Raw genomic sequence first — 18508 nt, 5'->3', positions numbered from 1 at the left:
CTATAATCTTTCAATCAGAGGCGGGGATGAATATATGGAGGGTTTTTTTCATCCAATTCGCTGACAATATTATAGAAGAATAAAATAAGATCAGTGATAGTTATTCTCCTATCGACTGATCTTATTTTATTATCGGAGCTAAATTACGCCTCTCTGCAATCATTTGTCGTCTCTTCCGTATTTTGACGTAATGTGTATAGAGTAAATAAATCTTTAGGAATTTCAAATAGTTGATAAGGGATCCCAGAAGTATTTAAAATTTGTAACAAATTACTTCTTGTTTCATTTGCAGAAACCACATAGGGAAGCTTTTCAGCTGCTTTTAGTGAGCGGATATTATTGCTTCTAATTCGCATTAATATGCTTTCGATATTCAGCTCAAAAAATGCTTCAGCAAAAAATAAATCTTTTGCTATTTGATTGTATCCCATGCCGTGATAAGGTTTTCCTAACCAAGTTCCGAGGAAACCGATATTTTCGTTTATATCATATAGATTTATGGTTCCAATCGGATTTTGCCATTCATCTAATATCGTTCTAGAAATGAGTTCCCCTCTTTCTTCCGCTTCTATAGTCTGTTTGGTAAGAAAAAGGTATTCTTCATAAGAAGAAGCTTTTTGACGCACGAAAGGGAAGACATCAGGATGCGTCATTAAAGGATATAATGCTTGACATTCTTCAAGATCTCTTTTTTTTAACACAATAATCCCTCCATTTGAGAGCAGAACTTATTCATGCATAAGAAAAAGCCCACCCTCGAAATTTTTAATCCAATTGAAAAAAAATTTCGGGGTGGGAATCGAACCCACTAGAACCAAAGCGGTGGCGCACCATTTGCCTTCCCATCTTTAAATATTATCTCATGATAACAAATTACTTTTCTATATCATACAAAATTTCGGTGAAATTGAAAATAGGAAAATACAAACAAATTGTAAAAAATTAATGAATCATTGTAAAGAAAGATAAACTAATTCACAATAGCAGAAAGGGTTTAACTCTTGCCGATAAAGTATATAAACAGGCAAGAAAGAATGATAAATGTCACGGATGAAAGCTTATTTGAATTAATTGGACAATTATTATGAGAAAATGAAACATTTATATAGAATAATCGTATATAATAACATAGCAATTATTATTTTAGTTGGAGGTTTCTTTCATGGATTTAAATAAAGACAGATCATCAAATGATGATAGAGTTTTTGCGATGTTGATTTATGTGTCTAGTTTTTTTACTACTTTTATCGGACCATTAGTTATCTGGCTCGTGAAGAAAGATTCGCCTTTTGTGGATTATCATGGTAAAGAATATTTTAACTTTTTAATTTCCTATGCCATTTATTCCTTCATAGCATGGATTCTTGTGTTTCTTTTAATCGGATTTATTATTTTACCAATAATCGGAATTATGGCATTTGTATTTACAATCATTGCTGCTATTAAGGCTTATGAAGGCCAGGATTATCATATTCCTTTAACGATTCGTTTTATCAAATAATATAGATCATTAACCTTTTTATAATGGCAGCTTATTCGTTTAAATTAGCGACCAATTTCGGTGACTCGCTTTTTAACGAATAGGCTGGCATTTTATTTTTTCTCACATATACATACCAATGTGCTGAAAAAGCTCAACTTCCCTGCATGAACATATAAACCACCATCTACTTCTTCGGTTTTTATATTACCACATTCAAACCTTAATAATAGGTAACATGATAGTTTAGACTCTTTTAAAATTTTTCTTCTAATTAATCATAGATTTCATTAGAAATTAATAGAATAAAAAGAAAGAGAAAGATAAGTGCACAGTCGCGCTAACCTTTCATTATAAGAATGGATATAAAGGAGTCTTCATGATGAATATTGAAAAATATTATAAATATACAGCCATATCTTCCTTGAACGCTAGTTTAATTAGTTGTATTCCTATCTTTCTTTTTATAGGCATCTTTCTATTTAATCATTCAAATATCATTTTTCTTTACCTTTTAGTCCCATTCGCAATATACAGTGTAATTTGCTTTAGTCAATTTTATTTACATAAACGACGTTTAGAGAAAATGGAGAATTTTTTCTCCGCGGGACAAGCAAGATCAATTTTGAAAACAAATACGGTGGTTTTATCTTTTTTACCTGCGCCATCCTTAAGAATGGTTGTTTTTGATAGAGATGGACAAGAGATAGGAGAAATAAAAGATGAAAAATTCTCGATTATTCGTTGGTATTTGCCGTTCTTATTCGATCGATTTTATACAAAATCGTATGGCTTTTATAATACACAAGGGGATCTCCAATATGTTTTTACATTAAAAAAAGATAGAATAGATATAAAAAATAAGGATAAAAAAATAATCAGCAGAATTCTAGAAATAAAGACAGAAAAACGATTAGTGATCCAATTTCTTTATGGGGAAGACACAATCATAATGAAAAAAACCTTTGGACAAATGGAGTATCAGTTTGAGCAAGAAGATGGTCATAAATTGGCCCAGTTAAGAAAGGGCTGGATGCCAAAAGAGTGGGCCAAACGTTTTCAAGATCCTAATCTGCCGCTATTGTCAATTGATCACCATGCGTCTGATAAAGAAATTATTCACCTCTATGCTATATTGACAAAGTTATTCGCTTATACGAATCATTAATATGGATGGAGTTTTAGAACAGAAAGTTTTTCTTTGATAAGCTGATTTAAGGAAAAATGACTAAATAATAAGAAATAGCAATAAGGAAAATAGGAAAAAATGAGTATTTTCTCCTAAAAAACATTGGCAAAACATTGGCAATCTGCTATTATAATTTCTTGTGGCTACCTTATTGAATGCTAAAAGTCATGTCAGTCTTTGACATGCTTTACTTGCATTTTATAGGGGAAGCGGGTAGGGAGAGGGATACAACTAAATAGGTATATCAGATGAAAGATTATATTTTTTCATTTTTTCGGCTAAAAGAAAGTCAAACATCCATTAAACAAGAGGTGCTTGCAGGGTTTATTGGTTTTTTTACTGTTGTATACATCGTGGTAGTAAACTCCTTAATCTTAGCAGAAGCAGGTATTCCATTGGAAGCAGCAATCATTGCAACCATTTTAACATCCGTTGTTGGCTGTTTTTTAATGGGTTTTTATGGAAATGTGCCAATTTTGCTTGTACCAGGTATGGGTATCAATGCGTTATTTTCTTATACCATTGTAAATTCAATGGCTCTAACCTGGCAAGAAGCGTTGGCAGTAGTGTTTGTTTCTGGAATTCTCTTTATGATTGTTGCTTTTACGAAACTAGCTAGAATTGTCAGTGATTCTATTCCTGTTTCATTAAAAGAATCGATTAGCGTTGGTTTAGGTCTATTTTTAATGCTAATTGGATTGGAAAAAGGCGGTATAGTAGAAAGAGGAACAAATTCAATTATTGCCTTGGGATCTTTTAATGATTTACATGTACTAGCAACAGTACTCACATTTTTAATAAGTATTATTCTATTTTTAAGAAATGTGAAGGGAAACTTTCTGATCACGATTATTGTTGGTACTTTCATTGCTTGGATGTTTGGACTGATTAATGTAAATGCAGGAAGTGGCCAGTCGGTTCACCTTCAAGAATACAAAAGTGTGTTTGGTCATCTGTCTTTTGACAAACTTGCATCGATTCCTTTTTGGATTGCCGTATTTTCTCTTACAATGGTCCTTGTGTTTGAGAATATTGGATTGGTCAACAATCATGTCCAATTTATAAACAAATCTGAGCGATTTCAAAAAGCTTTTCGAGCTACTTCTATTTCTGTCTTTCTATCTAGTTTATTTGGCACAAGTCCAACAGTAGCTACAGTTGAAAGCTCAGCAAGTATGACCGCTGGTGGAAAAACAGGTTTAACAGCTGTAACGACAGGTATTCTGTTTATTTGTTCAGCATTTTTTATTCCTGTCATAAAATTAATTCCAGATAGTGCGATTGCACCAATTTTAATTATTATTGGAGGATTAATGCTACAGAATATCCGAAATCTGGATTTAAAGGATTTAAGTGAAAGTTTTCCTAGCTTCTTTATTATTGCGATGATTCCGTTTACGTACAGTATCGCAGATGGCATGGCTATTGGGTTTATTCTTTACCCAATTTTAAAGATTGCTTTAGGTAAAGCGAAAGAAGTATCACTGCCTTTGTATTTCATATCCTCATTATTTTTGATTAATTTTTTACTTCAATATACACATTAATAGCAAAATCACTTCTGAAATTAGAAAGTCATTTTCTTTTTTCAGAAGTTGTTACTAGCTGTCTAACTATACTCGTTTTTGTGCATAAGCTTTTTGTCTCTATAGCTTTACTCTATTTAATGGTATTTTAAATTGCCCTGTATTTTTAGAATTCCCCGTTTTATTCAAGATATCTTTTAGAAAAATAGAATGTAAAAAAGTTCTTTTTTCTGGATTAGCTATCATTTTGATTATATATAGCCTTGAATCAAAGAATCTTTTCTCCATTCCCTTTAAATACAACCTAGATGACCCCTAAACATTAACGATGACATTTCTGGTAAGAATTTTATTTTCTTACAAGCAAGGTTCGACAACCTTCTACTAATAAATTTATTAAAATGACAATAACTAAGCGCAAAAAGATTGACGGAGGTAAATAAATGGAAGTTTTTGTGGCGAGACAGCCACTATTTAATCGAATGGAAGAAGTTTATGGATATGAACTACTATATAGACATAATAATATTAATTCCTTCCCCAATATAAATGGTGATCAGGCGACAACAAATGTTATTATTAACAGTTTTCTTAATATTGGCATAGATAAATTATCAGACGGTAAACCTTGTTTTATTAATTTTACTGAGAATTTATTAGAACTTAAACTTCCTACATATTTTCAGCCGAGGGATATTGTAATAGAGATTCTAGAAACTGTTGTTCCAAGTCAAAAAATTATAGATATTTGTTTAGAACTCAAACAATTAGGCTACAAATTGGCTTTAGATGATTTTAATTTAGAGAAAAGTAACCCATACTCCTATTCTTTACTGCTATTAGCAGATATGGTTAAAATCGATTTTCAACATACGACTAAAGAAGTGCGAACAGAATTAGAAGCGATTGCTAAAAAGCATCACATTGAATTAATTGCTGAAAAACTTGAGACAAGTACGGAGTATGAACAAGCTAGAAACAGCGGCTATCATTATTTTCAAGGTTATTATTTTTCAAGACCAGTCATCATGTCTTCCCATGATGTGCCAACCTATATGACGGCATATTATAAGATCCTTGAGCTATTACATGATGAAAATCCAGATATAAACCGTATTTCTAAATTGATTGAACAGGATATTTCTTTATCATATAAGTTATTGAAATTAATTAACACACTAGGATATGGAGTAAAGCAAAAAGTAACCAGTATTAAACATGCCATTGTATATATTGGGCTTAGAGAACTTCGAAAATGGATTTATATTCTTACAGTTAGGGAAAAGGACTGGAAGAATGGAATTTCTTTAGAAGTGATTCATAATTGCTTAATACGTTCTAATATGTGCGAAGCGGTAGCAAAACTTATACCGGGAAGAATAGAATATGGAAGTTTTTTTTTGACGGGAATGTTCTCTCTTATGGATACCATTATGAACAAGGATATGGATACCATTCTTTCCGATCTACCATTGGATGAGACAATTGTACAAGCTTTATCAGGACAGAAAAATGTTCAATATGATGTGCTTCAATTGGTCATTGCAGCAGAAACAGCTGACTGGTCGGGAATTGCACTTGGTTGTAAAAAATTGGATATTCAAGAAAAGGAATTGTTTAAAGTATATGCAGAATCTATTTCATGGGCAAAGAAGCTATTAGATGATGATTTATATGGATGAATGGTAATAACCTTAACGACTTGACTAAAAGCTGTTAAGGTTTTCTCTTTTTTTGGGCAAGGAAGAATTGATTGCAGGTTAGACAAAGGAACAGTAAAATAAATAAGAAACAAATATAGCTTGGAGGAACGATGAAATGAATATAAAAATTACAAAATGTCATGGAAGTGGCAATGATTTTTTAATAATAGATGAAATTTCAGACGCCTATCAGTTTACCGAAGATGAAAGAGCAGAAATAGCTAAAACGCTATGTAATAGAGCTTCTTCTTTAGGAGCGGATGGTATTCTTTTTGTAATGCCTAGTCAAGTTGCTGATGCAAGAATGAGAGTTTTTAATGCCGATGGTTCCGAAGCATCGATGTGTGGAAATGGTATTCGTTGTGTCGCTCGATATGTTTGTGAACTCCTTCAGGTAGAGGAAGCGATGATTGAAACAATGAAAGCAAATTTAGAAGTGAAAAATGAAACAGATATTTATCCGGATATCCCAACGTATTTGGTAGAAATATCTCCTGTATCTTTTCAGACGAAGGATCTGCCGCTTGAGGTAGAATCGACTACACTAATAAATGAGAAAATTCCGGGGTTAAATAAAGATTTATTATTTACTGCTTTAGCTGTGCCTAATTCGCATTTAATTACACTTGTAGATAAGGCAGTACTTGATTCGGATATTCAAGAAACGATAAGTAAATATGTGAATGGTCCGAATGAGTATTTTCCAGACGGTGTAAATGTTAGCTTTGTTTCAATATTAGAAAAAGGAAGTATTTATGTGCGTACATACGAACGAGGAGTAGGGTTTACAAATGCTTGTGGGACTGCTATGTCTGCTTCCACTCTTGTTTCCATACTAAATGGGTTTAATGAAAAAAATACCTATGTAGATGTGTATAATAATGGGGGCAAAGTTCGCTGCTATGTACATCATCAAAATGATCAATATCGAATTGATTTAATTGGCAACGCTACTTATGTATATCGTGCAGATGTATCATTTGAATGGGATACAATAGAAAACTATGCCGTAACGAATAAGATATATTTCGAGGAAGAAGCTGTTCAATATAAAAAACTACAACAAGAAGCAAAGCAATATGTCGAAAATCATTTAAAATAAATTTGGAGAGAACAGTAGTTGGTTAGTATGGAAGGATAAGGTTAGGTCTATTCAACATTCTGTTATGTGGAATAGAAACTGACCTTTTTGTTATAGATGATAAAGTGATTAGAAAATGGACAAACTTCATTTCTAGCATTATTAGTAGTTAAACAGCAAGGTTAAGAGCGTCAAAAAAATTAAAAATAGATTAGTTTGTTGACAAAATGATTTTAGAAAAGTTAAAAATGATTTTTATGCGCTGCTTGTAGTCTAAGGGGGAGACTCCTGCGTGATTAGCGAGACAGTCTTATACCCTGCAGACTGAAGGCAGACCGCGGCTCAGCGCGAGCCCGACGGGAAGCAATATCTCATCTCTATTCGAAGAAATTAAAAAATATCCTAAAGACCAACTACTATTTCTAAAATTCTGAGGTTTGTTTGCAGTTTGAGATAGATAAGATCCTTGTATAATTTTGTTCTATTAGCAAATGGTAAGAATAAAAGGAATAAAAGCACATGAAACCAATAAAGCCATTTGAACCACTACTAACAGAAGCAATTCCAAAAGGGGATCAATGGATTGCTCAAGTTAAGTGGGATGGAACAAGAATTCTCTCCTACTATGATGGAGAGGACACAAAATTATTTAATCGAAAGAAAAATGAAAGAACGCAGCAATATCCTGAATTATTAAAGACCGGTTCCTTTGTACAGGCAAAAAATTGTATTCTCGACGGCGAAGTCATTGCTTTACAGGATGGGAAACCATCCTTTTATGAAGTAATGAGACGGGACAGAGTGCGAAAACTTGAGCGATTAAGTGAGCTGCAAGAGGAAATCCCGATTACCTATATGATTTTTGATATCCTGTTCCTCGATGGACAGTGGCTGGTAGACAAACCATTACTGGAAAGACAAAAAATATTGCATGAAAAAGTAGCTGAGACGAAAGATATTCGTCTAGTTGAAAACTTTACAGATATGCGAGGTTTATTTGCTGTTTGTCAACAACATCAGTTAGAAGGAATTGTCTGCAAGGATCTTAGTAGTTCCTATGTTCTGGGCGGAAAGGATGCCAGATGGCTTAAGCGAAAAAAAGAGCAGGATTTAATCGCTATAGTGGGAGGAGTAACATTTAAAAATAAAACGGTCCATTCTCTCCACCTTGGGTTATTTGATGAGTCGGGGAAGCTAGTTTATATTGGAAGTGCTGGTTCGGGTAAATTGACCGCAAATGACTGGGCTGCTGTCTCAAAAGCGATTGAGCCAATCATTATAAATGAGAGTCCTTTTGCTAATCTCAGGAAAGCGAAAGATGGAGTCTGGCTGCGGCCAGCACTTACTGTCAAAATCTCCTTTTTAGAATGGACAGAAGGCAGAACATTAAGGCATCCGGTCATCGAGTCATTTGTCACTATCCCCATTGAAGAATGCAAATTAGTATAACAACATGCATAGCCAGAATTATTCTAGAAATAGGCCCAAACATTAGACAGAAAAATTTCCGTTCCTTTGTTTGGGCGTTTTATTGTCTTTATGTTTGCATACAAGGATATGATTAGAAAGTTTTCGCATTCATCTATTCAGATTTTTTTCTGCCCTTCAGTGTTTTGGACATTTGTTAACACATCTAGTACTTGACGAAAAGGTTGTTTTTCTTTTGCCGCAAAATAACCAGCGAAGGAATGAATCCCTTTTTGTAGTCTTTGTAAAACAACGTCCATTGAAAATTGGCGAGGATGTAAATCTTCCGTTAATTCATCCCATTCAATTGGGCATGCAACATATCCTCCTTTATTACCGCGAATAGAATAGGGAGCGATAATTGTTTTTCCTTCACTATGTTGGATGTAGTCAATGTATAATCTGTTTTTGCGGTTTTTCTTTAATCGTTCTATGGTGAAAAGCTCTGGATTTTCCGCAATCATATAGTTTGCAATAAATTCTGTGAATAAACGTACTTCTTCATAAGTAAATGTTTTTTCTGGAAGTGGTAAATATACCTGAATTCCTTTATTTCCTGATATTTTCACAAAAGATAAAAGATGTAATCGTTCCAAAATCTGTTGTAGAACTTTTGCCGCTTTAATAGCCATATAAAAATGTTCCACAGAAGGCGGATCTAAATCAAAGACAATTTCAGAAGGCATGCTATTAGAATAAATGGTTTCAAATGGTATATGAAATTCAAACGCTAATTGATTTCCAAGCCACATAAGCGTTTCTAGGTTATTGCAAATGATATACTCTATGTCGTCGTTCTTATATGTTTGTACATAAGATGGAGCGTAGTCTGGACATTGTTTTTGATAAAAAGATTCTCCAAATAAACCATGGGGAAATCGAATCGTAGTCAATAAGCGATTTTCTAAAAAAGGAAGTAAATATGGACTGACCTCTTTTAAATATAAAATATAATCGAGTTTCGTAATCGTGGTGTTGGGAAATAGAGGTTTATCAGCATGAGTAATAGGCGTAGACTCTGTTGCGACGAGTTTCTCTAATGTACAGTCTTTCCAATCTATATTATATAAAAATTGGATAAAAACGGGGTTGCTCAGTTTATACTGTTGAAAGGAGGAAAACTGTAATTCTACGCAAATTCCTGGATTTAAATAATATAAATCGTCATCTTCCTTTATAGCATGTTCTTTTATAATCTGTATTAATGCTGTTTTTTCTGCTTTTTTTAAGCCTTTTTGAAAAGAACCTACAGTGATAATATTCTCGTTTCCAACGACACTGACACCAAATGAGTCTGTTTTTTTATAATAATTACTAATAAAAAATGCAGCTGTATGCATTTGTCTATCCTCCTGATTTATCTAACTCTTATTAGTATATCTATTTAAGTACATAGTATGAACAGTGTCTGCTGCCAATAATTAAATAGTATGAAAAAAAAACGGTGACACAATGTATAAATAGATAGAAGAAAAAGTGATGAATATTGCTTTTTTCATAAAAGAAATATTGTGTTCAACTAATAAGATTGGAGATTAATTATGCATACAATGTGGAAAGGAAATATAAGTTTTGGATTAGTAAGCATACCGATTAAGCTGCATTCAGCAATAGAAGATAAAGATATCAAGCTTAGAACACTTCATAAGGCTTGTCATGCCCCAATTAAATATGAAAAGAAATGTTCTGCTTGTGGAAATGAAGTTGCTCCAGAAGAAATCGTAAAGGCATATGAATATGCAAAAGGAAAATATGTTGTGCTTGATGAAGAAGATTTGAAAAACCTGCACAAAGAGAATGAAGATAAAGCAGTGGAGATTATTGATTTTGTGAAGATGGAAGAGATTGATCCTATTTACTTTGAAAAATGTTATTATATGTCTTCCGGTGAGGGTGGTAATAAGGCATATGCTTTATTAAGACAAGCCTTACTTGAGACAGGGAAAGTGGGAATTGCGAAAATTATTATTCGCTCCAAAGAACAGCTGGCAATTATTCGGGTTTATGAAAATACTCTCGTAATGGAAACTATTCATTTTCCTGATGAAGTTCGTAAGGTGGACGATGTACCAAATGTTCCGGAAGTAAATCAAATAGAGAAAAAAGAATTAGAAACAGCGATTTTATTAATTGATCAATTAACCACTGAATTTACGCCAGAGAAATATACAGATGAATACAGAACAGCTCTTCTTGAATTGATTGAAGCAAAGAAAGCTGGCAAAGAGGTAGTGACAGGCACAGATAAACCAAGGGAATCGAATGTCATGGATTTAATGGCTGCACTACAAGCATCTATTGATAATACAAAGCCTAGTAAGAAAACAGAGGAAAAAAAGAAAAAGACCACAAGAAAGAAAGTTGTCAAAGAAGCTTAAAAATAAAGTGCTAGCTACTGCGAAATAGCTAGCACTAAAATATAACAGCGAGGGATTTACATGGAGAGAAGAATAACGTCAAAATATATCGGTGTAATGTTAGCAGTTATCCTGATTTTTAGCGGGCTATTTTATATTATTGCAAGACATGTAAAGAGCTCAGATATTATTTCATTTGATGATACAATCATCCATTTTACTCAATCATTTATTTCAGACGAATTAACAATATGGGTTGAACGAATAACCTTTTTAGGGTCTATTTTGTTTATCGCAGCAGCGATACTAATTATTACAGTACTTTTACTATGGAAGAAAAAGTATGCTTTAGCCATTTTTTTTATTTCTGCTAATGGTTTTGGTGCATTATTAAATACGCTTCTTAAATGGTTCTTCAAAAGAGAGCGTCCGGATATATTGCCTGTTATAATAGAAAAAGGCTATAGTTTTCCAAGTGGACACTCTATGGGTTCTCTTATTTTCTTCAGCTCATGTGCGTACTTATGTATACATTTGCTTAATTCAACTGGAAAGAAAGTGATGGCTTACATAATTGCTTGTATGCTTATTCTTTTAATAGGAACAAGCAGAGTATATTTAGGTGTCCATTATCCAACAGATGTTGTAGGTGGCTACTCAATAGGTATCGCCTATTCTGCTGTTTGCATATTAGCATTTCGCCTATATGAATTTAAAACGAAACGGTAGTGAATGTTGGGAAGCCTTGAATGGTCATGAAGAGATTAAGAATGAAACTTTTTGGGGGAAATGAAATGAATCAACCTATTATTCCAGCATCATCAAATATGAAGGAATTCGAAGCGTTTTTAAAAAGCGATTATGAAATTGGCGTATTTTTAGAGGTACATGTTTCACAGTTAAAACATATAAGCTTGCTTGCAAAAAAAGCAAATAAGAAAATGATTTATCATGTTGATTTAATCCAAGGATTGAAAAGTGATGATTTTGGAACAGAGTTTATCTGTCAAGAATTTAAACCATATGGACTTATATCTACAAAATCATCGGTTATTTTAAAAGCAAAGCAGAAAAACGTGATAGCAATTCAAAGGGTATTTCTCCTTGATAGTCATGCAATAGCGAAAAGCGTTAAACTAGTACAACGAACACATCCAGATTATATCGAAGTGCTTCCAGGAACAATGCCTTGGATGATTAAAGAAATTAAAGAGAGTTTAAATGTACCCATTCTTGCAGGTGGTTTGATTCGCACGGATAAGGATATAAGCAATGCAATTGAAGCAGGGGCTACTAGTATAACTACTTCTAAAAAAGAATTATGGCAAAAAATAAAGTAAATAATTTTTTTATAGTGAAAACAATAAAAATAATTGACAGACCAACAGGAAGCGTTTACAATAACCTTACAAGTTAATTTAATGTGTTGGAGAAAAGGAGATACACGCAGTAGTCACCATAATTTTAGTGGCTTAATCTGTCGTGTTCTCCTTTTTTTGCATGTTATATGACAATCACTCTGTAATGATAAAAATAAATGTTAGTATGATGGTAGTTTAGGGGTAAAGCAGTTTAATATAATTCATTGTCAGAATTTTAACAGAGTGAAACAAGGAAAAGGGGGATTTTGATGTCTGCGTTTATGGGAGAAGTTGTTGGTACCATGATTTTGATTATATTTGGGGGAGGCGTTGTAGCTGGTGCGAATTTAAAGAAAGCGTTCTCTAATGGTGGAGGGTGGATTGTGATTACTCTTGCCTGGGGATTGGCAGTTACAATGGGAGCATTTGCTGTCGGAAGTATTAGTGGTGCCCATTTAAATCCAGCTGTTACCATCGCGCTTGCAATCACTGGTGATTTTGCTTGGAATCAAGTATTGCCGTATATTTTGGCACAAATGATTGGCGCTTTTTTAGGTGCATGTATTGTATATTTACACTATCTCCCGCATTGGGGTGCAACAAAGGATGCGGAAGCAAAATTAGCAGTCTTTTCAACAGGTCCTGCTATTCCACATACCTTTGGAAATATATTAAGCGAATTGATAGGGACGTTTATGTTAGTGCTTGGCTTATTGTTTATTGGAGCAAATAGTTTTGCTGAGGGATTGAACCCGCTTGCTGTAGGCTTGCTTATTGTTGTAATTGGGATGTCATTAGGGGGAACAACTGGCTATGCTATTAATCCTGCACGTGACCTTGGTCCAAGAATTGCCCATTTTGTTTTACCAATTGCCGGCAAAGGATCATCCAATTTCCGATATGCTTGGATACCAGTTGTTGGTCCCATTTTAGGCGGATCACTAGCAGCCGTTTTTTATACGTATATCTTTAAAGGGGTTGTCTTATCAAGCTTTTGGATTGTAATAGCGATTACTGTCATTGTATTATTACTTGCATTTTTTAAGACAAAAGGGGAAAGTAAAAGTATTGGTAAAAAAGTAGCATAATCATTTACTAATGGGAGGTTTTATTCATGGAAAAATTTATATTATCATTAGATCAAGGGACAACAAGCTCAAGGGCGATTATTTTCAACAAAAAAGGGGATATTGTGCATGTGGCCCAAAAGGAATTCACACAAATATTTCCGAAGCCAGGATGGGTTGAACATAATGCAAATGAAATATGGGGTTCTATTTTAGCTGTTATTGCGACAGTTTTATCAGAATCAGATATTAAGCCGGAACAAATAGAAGGTATTGGGATTACCAATCAACGGGAGACGGCTGTTGTATGGGATAAAAATACTGGGGCGCCCGTATACAATGCCATTGTATGGCAATCAAGACAAACAAATGAAATTTGTGAAGAACTAAAAGCACAAGGATATAATCAGCTTTTCCGTGATAAAACAGGACTTTTAATTGATGCTTATTTTGCAGGTACCAAAGTAAAGTGGATTTTAGATCATGTAGATGGAGCTAGACAAAAAGCAGAAAACGAGGATTTATTATTTGGTACAATTGATACATGGCTAATTTGGAAATTATCTGGTGGAAAAGCGCATGTAACAGACTATACAAATGCTTCACGTACGTTAATGTTTAATATCTATGAATTAAAATGGGATGAAGAACTACTTGAAATATTAACAGTTCCAAAATCGATGCTCCCAGAAGTAAAAGGATCTTCTGAAATATATGCTCATACAGTGGAAGGACATTTCTTTGGAAATAGAATTCCAATTGCAGGAGTGGCAGGAGATCAACAGGCTGCTTTATTTGGTCAGGCATGTTTTGAAGCGGGAATGGCGAAAAATACTTATGGTACGGGCTGCTTTATGTTAATGAACACAGGTGAAAAAGCAGTAAAATCAGACCATGGCTTGTTAACAACAATCGCATGGGGGATAGATGGAAAAGTAAATTATGCCCTTGAAGGAAGTATATTTGTGGCAGGATCTGCTATCCAGTGGCTAAGAGATGGCTTAAGAATGATAAAAGATGCGAAAGACAGCGAAGACTATGCAAGCAGAGTAGATTCTACAGATGGAGTTTATATTGTACCAGCGTTTGTTGGATTAGGAACTCCATACTGGGACAGTGATGTGCGAGGGGCAATGTTTGGAGTAACTAGAGGGACAACAAAAGAGCATTTTATTCGGGCAACACTAGAATCACTTGCCTATCAAACAAAAGATGTTCTGGCTGCTATGGAATCTGATTCGAATATTCAAGTTAAAACATTACGAGCTGATGGAGGAGCCGTTCGAAACAATTTCCTTATGCAGTTCCAGGGAGATATATTAAATGTTCCTGTGGAAAGACCAGTTATAAATGAGACAACTGCATTAGGAGCAGCTTATCTTGCTGGTTTAGCTGTTGGTTTCTGGAAAGATCAAAAGGAAATTGCGGAACAATGGAGCCTAGATCGTTCCTACGAACCAAAAATGGAGGAAGAGACAAGAGAAGGATTATATGCTGGATGGAAGAAAGCTGTTAAGGCTACAATGGCTTTTAAATAAAAGGGGAACCTACTGTTTTAAAGTTTAATATAATAGTATAAATACTATGAATATCTAGGTTAATATGATATAATAAACACAAGTTAATATTTTTTGTCTGGAGAAATGGAGAGACCACAAAGCATTATCGTTCTATTGGTAATGTAACTTTGTGGTCTCTTTTTGTTTGTATATAGATCATGTACAAACTAAATTGTTTTGAATGTATTACGAAAGGAAATTATTAAACTAACAAGTTTTTTAAGTATAGGGAGGGTTTTACTTTGCAAAAGAAGCCAAGTAGTAGAGAAAAAATACAACAACAGTTAATGAATAATAAATTTGATGTGTTAGTGATCGGGGGAGGTATTACAGGAGCGGGAATTGCTTTAGATGCCGCAGCTAGAGGAATGGAAGTTGCTCTTGTAGAAATGCAGGATTTTTCAGCAGGAACTTCAAGCAGATCAACAAAGCTCGTCCATGGTGGTCTCCGCTATTTAAAGCAATTTGAAGTGAAGATGGTTGCAGAAGTAGGGAAGGAGAGAGAAGTGGTGTATGAAAATGGACCACATGTAACTACACCAGAATGGATGTTACTTCCGTTACACCAAGGAGGAACGTTTGGAAAATTTTCCACCAATATTGGTCTAAGAGTATATGATTTCTTAGCTGGAGTAAAAAAATCGGAACGAAGAAAAATGCTATCGAAAGAAGAAACACTTGCAAAAGAGCCATTAATTAAGAAAGATGGTCTTAAAGGCGGAGGGTATTATGTGGAGTATCGCACAGATGACAGCCGACTGACTGTAGAAGTAATGAAAAAGGCCGTAGATTGTGGTGCAGCTGCGATTAACTATACGAAAGTAGAGAACTTCCTATATGATAAAAACGGAAAAGTAGAAGGTGTAGAAGTTAGAAATCTTATCACAAATACGGTTTACCCTATTTATGCCAATGTTGTGGTAAATGCAACTGGACCATGGGTTGATACATTAAGAACGATTGATGGAAGCCGAAAAGGTAAAGCGCTTCAGCTGACAAAAGGGGTTCATTTAGTTATTGATCAATCTGTATTTCCTTTAAAACAAGCGATTTATTTTGATACACCAGATAAGAGAATGGTTTTTGCTATTCCACGGGATGGAAAAACATATGTTGGGACAACAGATACTTTTTATAGTGAAGATCCCATTCATCCTTCGATGTCGAAAGAAGATAGAGATTATCTTTTAGAAGCAATTAAGTTTATGTTTCCTTCGATCTCCGTTTCCGCAGAAGATGTGGAGTCAAGCTGGGCGGGAGTTAGACCATTGATTTTGGAAGATGGAAAAGATCCCTCTGAAATTTCTCGCAAGGATGAAATCTGGGAGTCTGACAGTCGGCTTATTACTATTGCTGGAGGGAAATTAACGGGGTATCGTAAAATGGCTGAAACAGTTGTTAATCTTGTTTCCACTAGATTGCAAGAGAAGACGGGGAAGTCATTTAAACAATGTATGACAAAGTCGATGCCAATCTCTGGTGGAGATGTTGGTGGTTCAAAAGGTTTTTCTACGTATATCCAAGATGTTGTATCAAAGGGAATGAATGGAGGACTTTCAAAAGAGGAAGCAGAAAACATTGCAAGGCTATATGGCAGTAATGCGCCTATTCTTTATGAAATTGCAAAGGAGTTAAGCGGGAAATATGAAGAACTTTCCCCAGTCCTACTTGCACGGATTCACTATGCAATGGAATATGAATATGCAATAACTCCGACAGATGTACTACTAAGACGGACAGGAATGCTTTTATTTGATATTGCTAAAGTAAAGGAAGTAAAAGATGCAGTAATTGAATACATGGCAGAATATTACGATTGGAGCACCGAAAGAACTAATACCCTAACAGCCGAACTAGAAAAAGAAATACACAAAGCAACTATTCCGTTTGCAGGGTAATGGAAAGTTAATAGGAAATAAGGCTTTCCCATTTAATGAAATTCTTTAGAACAAATGATAGGTTGGTTAGCTCGAAGCGACCGCACGTAAGTGATTCATGCGGTCGCCTCGAGCAGACAACAGGATAGGAAGCTCATTGATTACAACATGGTAATTAAGTGTATGAAATGGAGGGAAACGAGTGCCTGATAATAGTGAGAATATCGATTAACCCTTCCACAAAATAAGCGTTTTTACAAAAATAGGGAAACTAATAGTTGACTATAAGCAAATTTTGCGATAAGATGTTCCTTGTATGTATTTGAGGTTTAACAGAATTTTGTAGAATTATTGTGTAAAGTAACAGGAAATTTATAAGTATACGGAACAACTATATAATAGCATTCAAAACAATTACACTCCATTTATCTTCAAAAACACATTTAAATCCTTCCTAATGCGGATTAATCCTTCCATTATTTTTTCAAAAATGTATTTTTGTGTTCTGCACAATTCACCCTAAATTCACACTGGCGCGGTCTAGGAACCGTAAGGATGAAAGAGAGGTAGGGCTTTCGTTGTTTTAGGCATTACACCATTTTTAATAGAAGTGTATTTCCTTAAATATATGCATTGCTTAATTGTATTCGATCGATGAATACATGAATGGGACCTTTTAAATCTGAGTTGATCATCAGACTTAAAAGGTCCTTTTATATTTGATAAAGCTAATCTGGTACTTTCCACTATCTTTCAAATAAAATAACGGGAAGATTATTTTATTTGAAAGGGAGCTATGATATGATACAAATGAACTTATCAATACATAGTGACTGACGACATAAATGGAAATAACCATATGGGAGCTGTGTATATGTATAGCCGGTCGTCTGGGCAGAAGGGCAAAAAAGCACTTCTTTTTTATAATTTACCAGGAGGTATATACATGTCGGAAAAATTAATTTTAGACGGAAATGTAGTAGCAAATGCAGTAAAAGATGAATTAAGAGGAAGAATAAGTGCTTTAAAGGAAAAAGGGATTACTCCATGCTTGGCAACAATATTAGTTGGCGATGATCCTTCATCCGCAACGTATGTACGAATGAAAGGGAATGCATGTGCAAAGCTCGGCATAGAATCAAGAAAAATTCATTTAGATAAACAAACAACAACAGAAGAGTTGTTAGCAACGATTCATTCATTAAATAAGGATGAAAAGGTGCATGGGATTCTTTTACAACATCCAGTTCCAAGCCATATAGATGAACGGAAAGCATTTGAAGCAATTGAGATTGAGAAAGACGTGGACGGTGTTACTAGTTTTGGATATGGGCAAACAGCTTTAGGATTTGGTAAATATCCATCCTGTACTCCAGCAGCTATAATGAAAATTATGGAGCATTATAATATAGAAGTTAATGGAAAACATGCGGTAGTAGTAGGGCGTAGTCCAATTTTAGGAAAGCCTGTTTCTGCATTGCTTTTAAATAAAGATGCAACCGTGACAACCTGCCACTCAAGAACGGTTCATTTAGAAAATCATGTCAGACAAGCAGACATTGTGATTGCTGCTGTTGGAAAACCTAATTTTATTCAAGGTGAATGGATTAAACCAGGTGCCGTTATTTTGGATGCCGGCTATAATAAAGGCAATATCGGAGATGTTGATTATGAAGCTTGTTTAGAAAAAGCCTCTGCCATTACCCCGGTTCCAGGAGGAGTTGGACCAGTTACGATTAGTATGCTGTTAAAGCATACGGTTGACTCTGCAGAAGCAGCAATCGGGGAATAACGTTAAAAAATTAAACAGGAAAAATCTATTATTGGTGTAATATTATAAG

15 protein-coding genes and 1 riboswitch are annotated in these 18508 nt (G+C 34.5%); of the genes, 13 read left to right on the top strand and 2 right to left on the bottom strand.

Features of this window, described 5'->3' with window-relative positions:
* Positions 1-143 precede the first annotated feature (143 nt).
* Positions 144-701, bottom strand: a complete 558-nt coding sequence (locus tag NSQ89_RS11035) for a GNAT family N-acetyltransferase (RefSeq protein WP_047940477.1) — start codon at positions 699-701, stop codon at positions 144-146.
* Between the two features lie 461 nt (positions 702-1162).
* On the opposite strand from NSQ89_RS11035, the gene NSQ89_RS11030 reads away from it, so the two are divergent.
* The 6 genes from NSQ89_RS11030 (at position 1163) to NSQ89_RS11005 (ending at position 8428) form a co-directional block, all read left to right on the top strand.
* Complete coding sequence (locus tag NSQ89_RS11030) at positions 1163-1501, top strand: DUF4870 domain-containing protein (RefSeq protein ID WP_047940478.1); 339 nt, start codon at positions 1163-1165, stop codon at positions 1499-1501.
* A 604-nt stretch (positions 1502-2105) separates the two neighbouring features.
* A complete protein-coding gene (locus NSQ89_RS11025) occupies positions 2106-2648 on the top strand; it encodes a hypothetical protein (RefSeq protein ID WP_141231669.1) in 543 nt (180 codons plus the stop codon).
* 269 nt (positions 2649-2917) lie between these two features.
* The gene (locus tag NSQ89_RS11020) at positions 2918-4216 is read left to right on the top strand and encodes an NCS2 family permease (protein WP_047940480.1); all 1299 of its coding nucleotides are present in this window, start codon (positions 2918-2920) and stop codon (positions 4214-4216) included.
* Positions 4217-4638: 422 nt separating this feature from the next.
* Positions 4639-5877 (top strand): EAL and HDOD domain-containing protein, encoded by a 1239-nt coding sequence (locus tag NSQ89_RS11015; RefSeq protein WP_341132618.1) that lies wholly within the window; start codon positions 4639-4641, stop codon positions 5875-5877.
* Positions 5878-6013: 136 nt separating this feature from the next.
* The gene (gene dapF, locus NSQ89_RS11010; RefSeq protein WP_341132617.1) at positions 6014-7000 is read left to right on the top strand and encodes a diaminopimelate epimerase; all 987 of its coding nucleotides are present in this window, start codon (positions 6014-6016) and stop codon (positions 6998-7000) included.
* A gap of 498 nt (positions 7001-7498) precedes the next feature.
* Entirely contained in the window at positions 7499-8428 is a 930-nt protein-coding gene (locus NSQ89_RS11005) for an ATP-dependent DNA ligase (RefSeq protein ID WP_047940484.1), read from the top strand.
* 137 nt (positions 8429-8565) lie between these two features.
* On the opposite strand, the gene ligD is transcribed toward NSQ89_RS11005, so the two are convergent.
* Positions 8566-9786: a DNA ligase D gene (ligD, locus tag NSQ89_RS11000; protein ID WP_061796393.1), complete on the bottom strand. Its 1221-nt coding sequence runs from the start codon at positions 9784-9786 to the stop codon at positions 8566-8568.
* 201 nt (positions 9787-9987) lie between these two features.
* On the opposite strand from ligD, the gene ku reads away from it, so the two are divergent.
* The 7 genes from ku to NSQ89_RS10965 all read left to right on the top strand — a co-directional run bounded on the left by ku (position 9988) and on the right by NSQ89_RS10965 (position 18459).
* Positions 9988-10824, top strand: coding sequence for a non-homologous end joining protein Ku (ku, locus tag NSQ89_RS10995; RefSeq protein WP_047940485.1), 837 nt, complete (start codon positions 9988-9990; stop codon positions 10822-10824).
* Between the two features lie 60 nt (positions 10825-10884).
* Complete coding sequence (locus tag NSQ89_RS10990) at positions 10885-11532, top strand: phosphatase PAP2 family protein (RefSeq protein ID WP_061796390.1); 648 nt, start codon at positions 10885-10887, stop codon at positions 11530-11532.
* A gap of 65 nt (positions 11533-11597) precedes the next feature.
* Positions 11598-12143: a glycerol-3-phosphate responsive antiterminator gene (locus tag NSQ89_RS10985; RefSeq protein WP_047940701.1), complete on the top strand. Its 546-nt coding sequence runs from the start codon at positions 11598-11600 to the stop codon at positions 12141-12143.
* Between the two features lie 290 nt (positions 12144-12433).
* On the top strand, positions 12434-13252 hold the full coding sequence (locus NSQ89_RS10980) for an MIP/aquaporin family protein (RefSeq protein ID WP_047940487.1): 819 nt from the start codon (positions 12434-12436) through the stop codon (positions 13250-13252).
* Positions 13253-13278: 26 nt separating this feature from the next.
* On the top strand, positions 13279-14769 hold the full coding sequence (glpK, locus tag NSQ89_RS10975; protein ID WP_341132616.1) for a glycerol kinase GlpK: 1491 nt from the start codon (positions 13279-13281) through the stop codon (positions 14767-14769).
* Between the two features lie 308 nt (positions 14770-15077).
* The gene (locus NSQ89_RS10970) at positions 15078-16688 is read left to right on the top strand and encodes a glycerol-3-phosphate dehydrogenase/oxidase (protein WP_047940702.1); all 1611 of its coding nucleotides are present in this window, start codon (positions 15078-15080) and stop codon (positions 16686-16688) included.
* A 798-nt stretch (positions 16689-17486) separates the two neighbouring features.
* Positions 17487-17570, top strand: a riboswitch (ZMP/ZTP riboswitch).
* Positions 17571-17613: 43 nt separating this feature from the next.
* The gene (locus tag NSQ89_RS10965; RefSeq protein WP_047940489.1) at positions 17614-18459 is read left to right on the top strand and encodes a bifunctional 5,10-methylenetetrahydrofolate dehydrogenase/5,10-methenyltetrahydrofolate cyclohydrolase; all 846 of its coding nucleotides are present in this window, start codon (positions 17614-17616) and stop codon (positions 18457-18459) included.
* Positions 18460-18508: the final 49 nt, after the last annotated feature.

Source organism: Niallia sp. FSL R7-0648, assembly GCF_038007005.1.
Classification (GTDB): domain Bacteria; phylum Bacillota; class Bacilli; order Bacillales; family Cytobacillaceae; genus Niallia; species Niallia circulans.
The sequence above is the reverse complement of the archived record's forward strand: the minus strand, read 5'-3'. Positions and strand labels throughout refer to the sequence as shown.

Excerpts from the sequence above, each read along its gene's own strand:
- NSQ89_RS10965 (WP_047940489.1), top strand. The coding sequence starts at position 17,614 with ATGTCGGAAAAATTAATTTTAGACGGAAATGTAGTAGCAAATGCAGTA.
- NSQ89_RS11020 (WP_047940480.1), top strand. The coding sequence starts at position 2,918 with ATGAAAGATTATATTTTTTCATTTTTTCGGCTAAAAGAAAGTCAAACA.
- NSQ89_RS10970 (WP_047940702.1), top strand. The coding sequence starts at position 15,078 with ATGAATAATAAATTTGATGTGTTAGTGATCGGGGGAGGTATTACAGGA.
- NSQ89_RS11030 (WP_047940478.1), top strand. The coding sequence starts at position 1,163 with ATGGATTTAAATAAAGACAGATCATCAAATGATGATAGAGTTTTTGCG.
- ku (WP_047940485.1), top strand. The coding sequence starts at position 9,988 with ATGCATACAATGTGGAAAGGAAATATAAGTTTTGGATTAGTAAGCATA.
- NSQ89_RS10980 (WP_047940487.1), top strand. The coding sequence starts at position 12,434 with ATGTCTGCGTTTATGGGAGAAGTTGTTGGTACCATGATTTTGATTATA.
- ligD (WP_061796393.1), bottom strand. The coding sequence starts at position 9,786 with ATGCATACAGCTGCATTTTTTATTAGTAATTATTATAAAAAAACAGAC.
- NSQ89_RS11005 (WP_047940484.1), top strand. The coding sequence starts at position 7,499 with ATGAAACCAATAAAGCCATTTGAACCACTACTAACAGAAGCAATTCCA.
- NSQ89_RS10985 (WP_047940701.1), top strand. The coding sequence starts at position 11,598 with ATGAATCAACCTATTATTCCAGCATCATCAAATATGAAGGAATTCGAA.
- dapF (WP_341132617.1), top strand. The coding sequence starts at position 6,014 with ATGAATATAAAAATTACAAAATGTCATGGAAGTGGCAATGATTTTTTA.
- NSQ89_RS10990 (WP_061796390.1), top strand. The coding sequence starts at position 10,885 with ATGGAGAGAAGAATAACGTCAAAATATATCGGTGTAATGTTAGCAGTT.
- NSQ89_RS11015 (WP_341132618.1), top strand. The coding sequence starts at position 4,639 with ATGGAAGTTTTTGTGGCGAGACAGCCACTATTTAATCGAATGGAAGAA.
- glpK (WP_341132616.1), top strand. The coding sequence starts at position 13,279 with ATGGAAAAATTTATATTATCATTAGATCAAGGGACAACAAGCTCAAGG.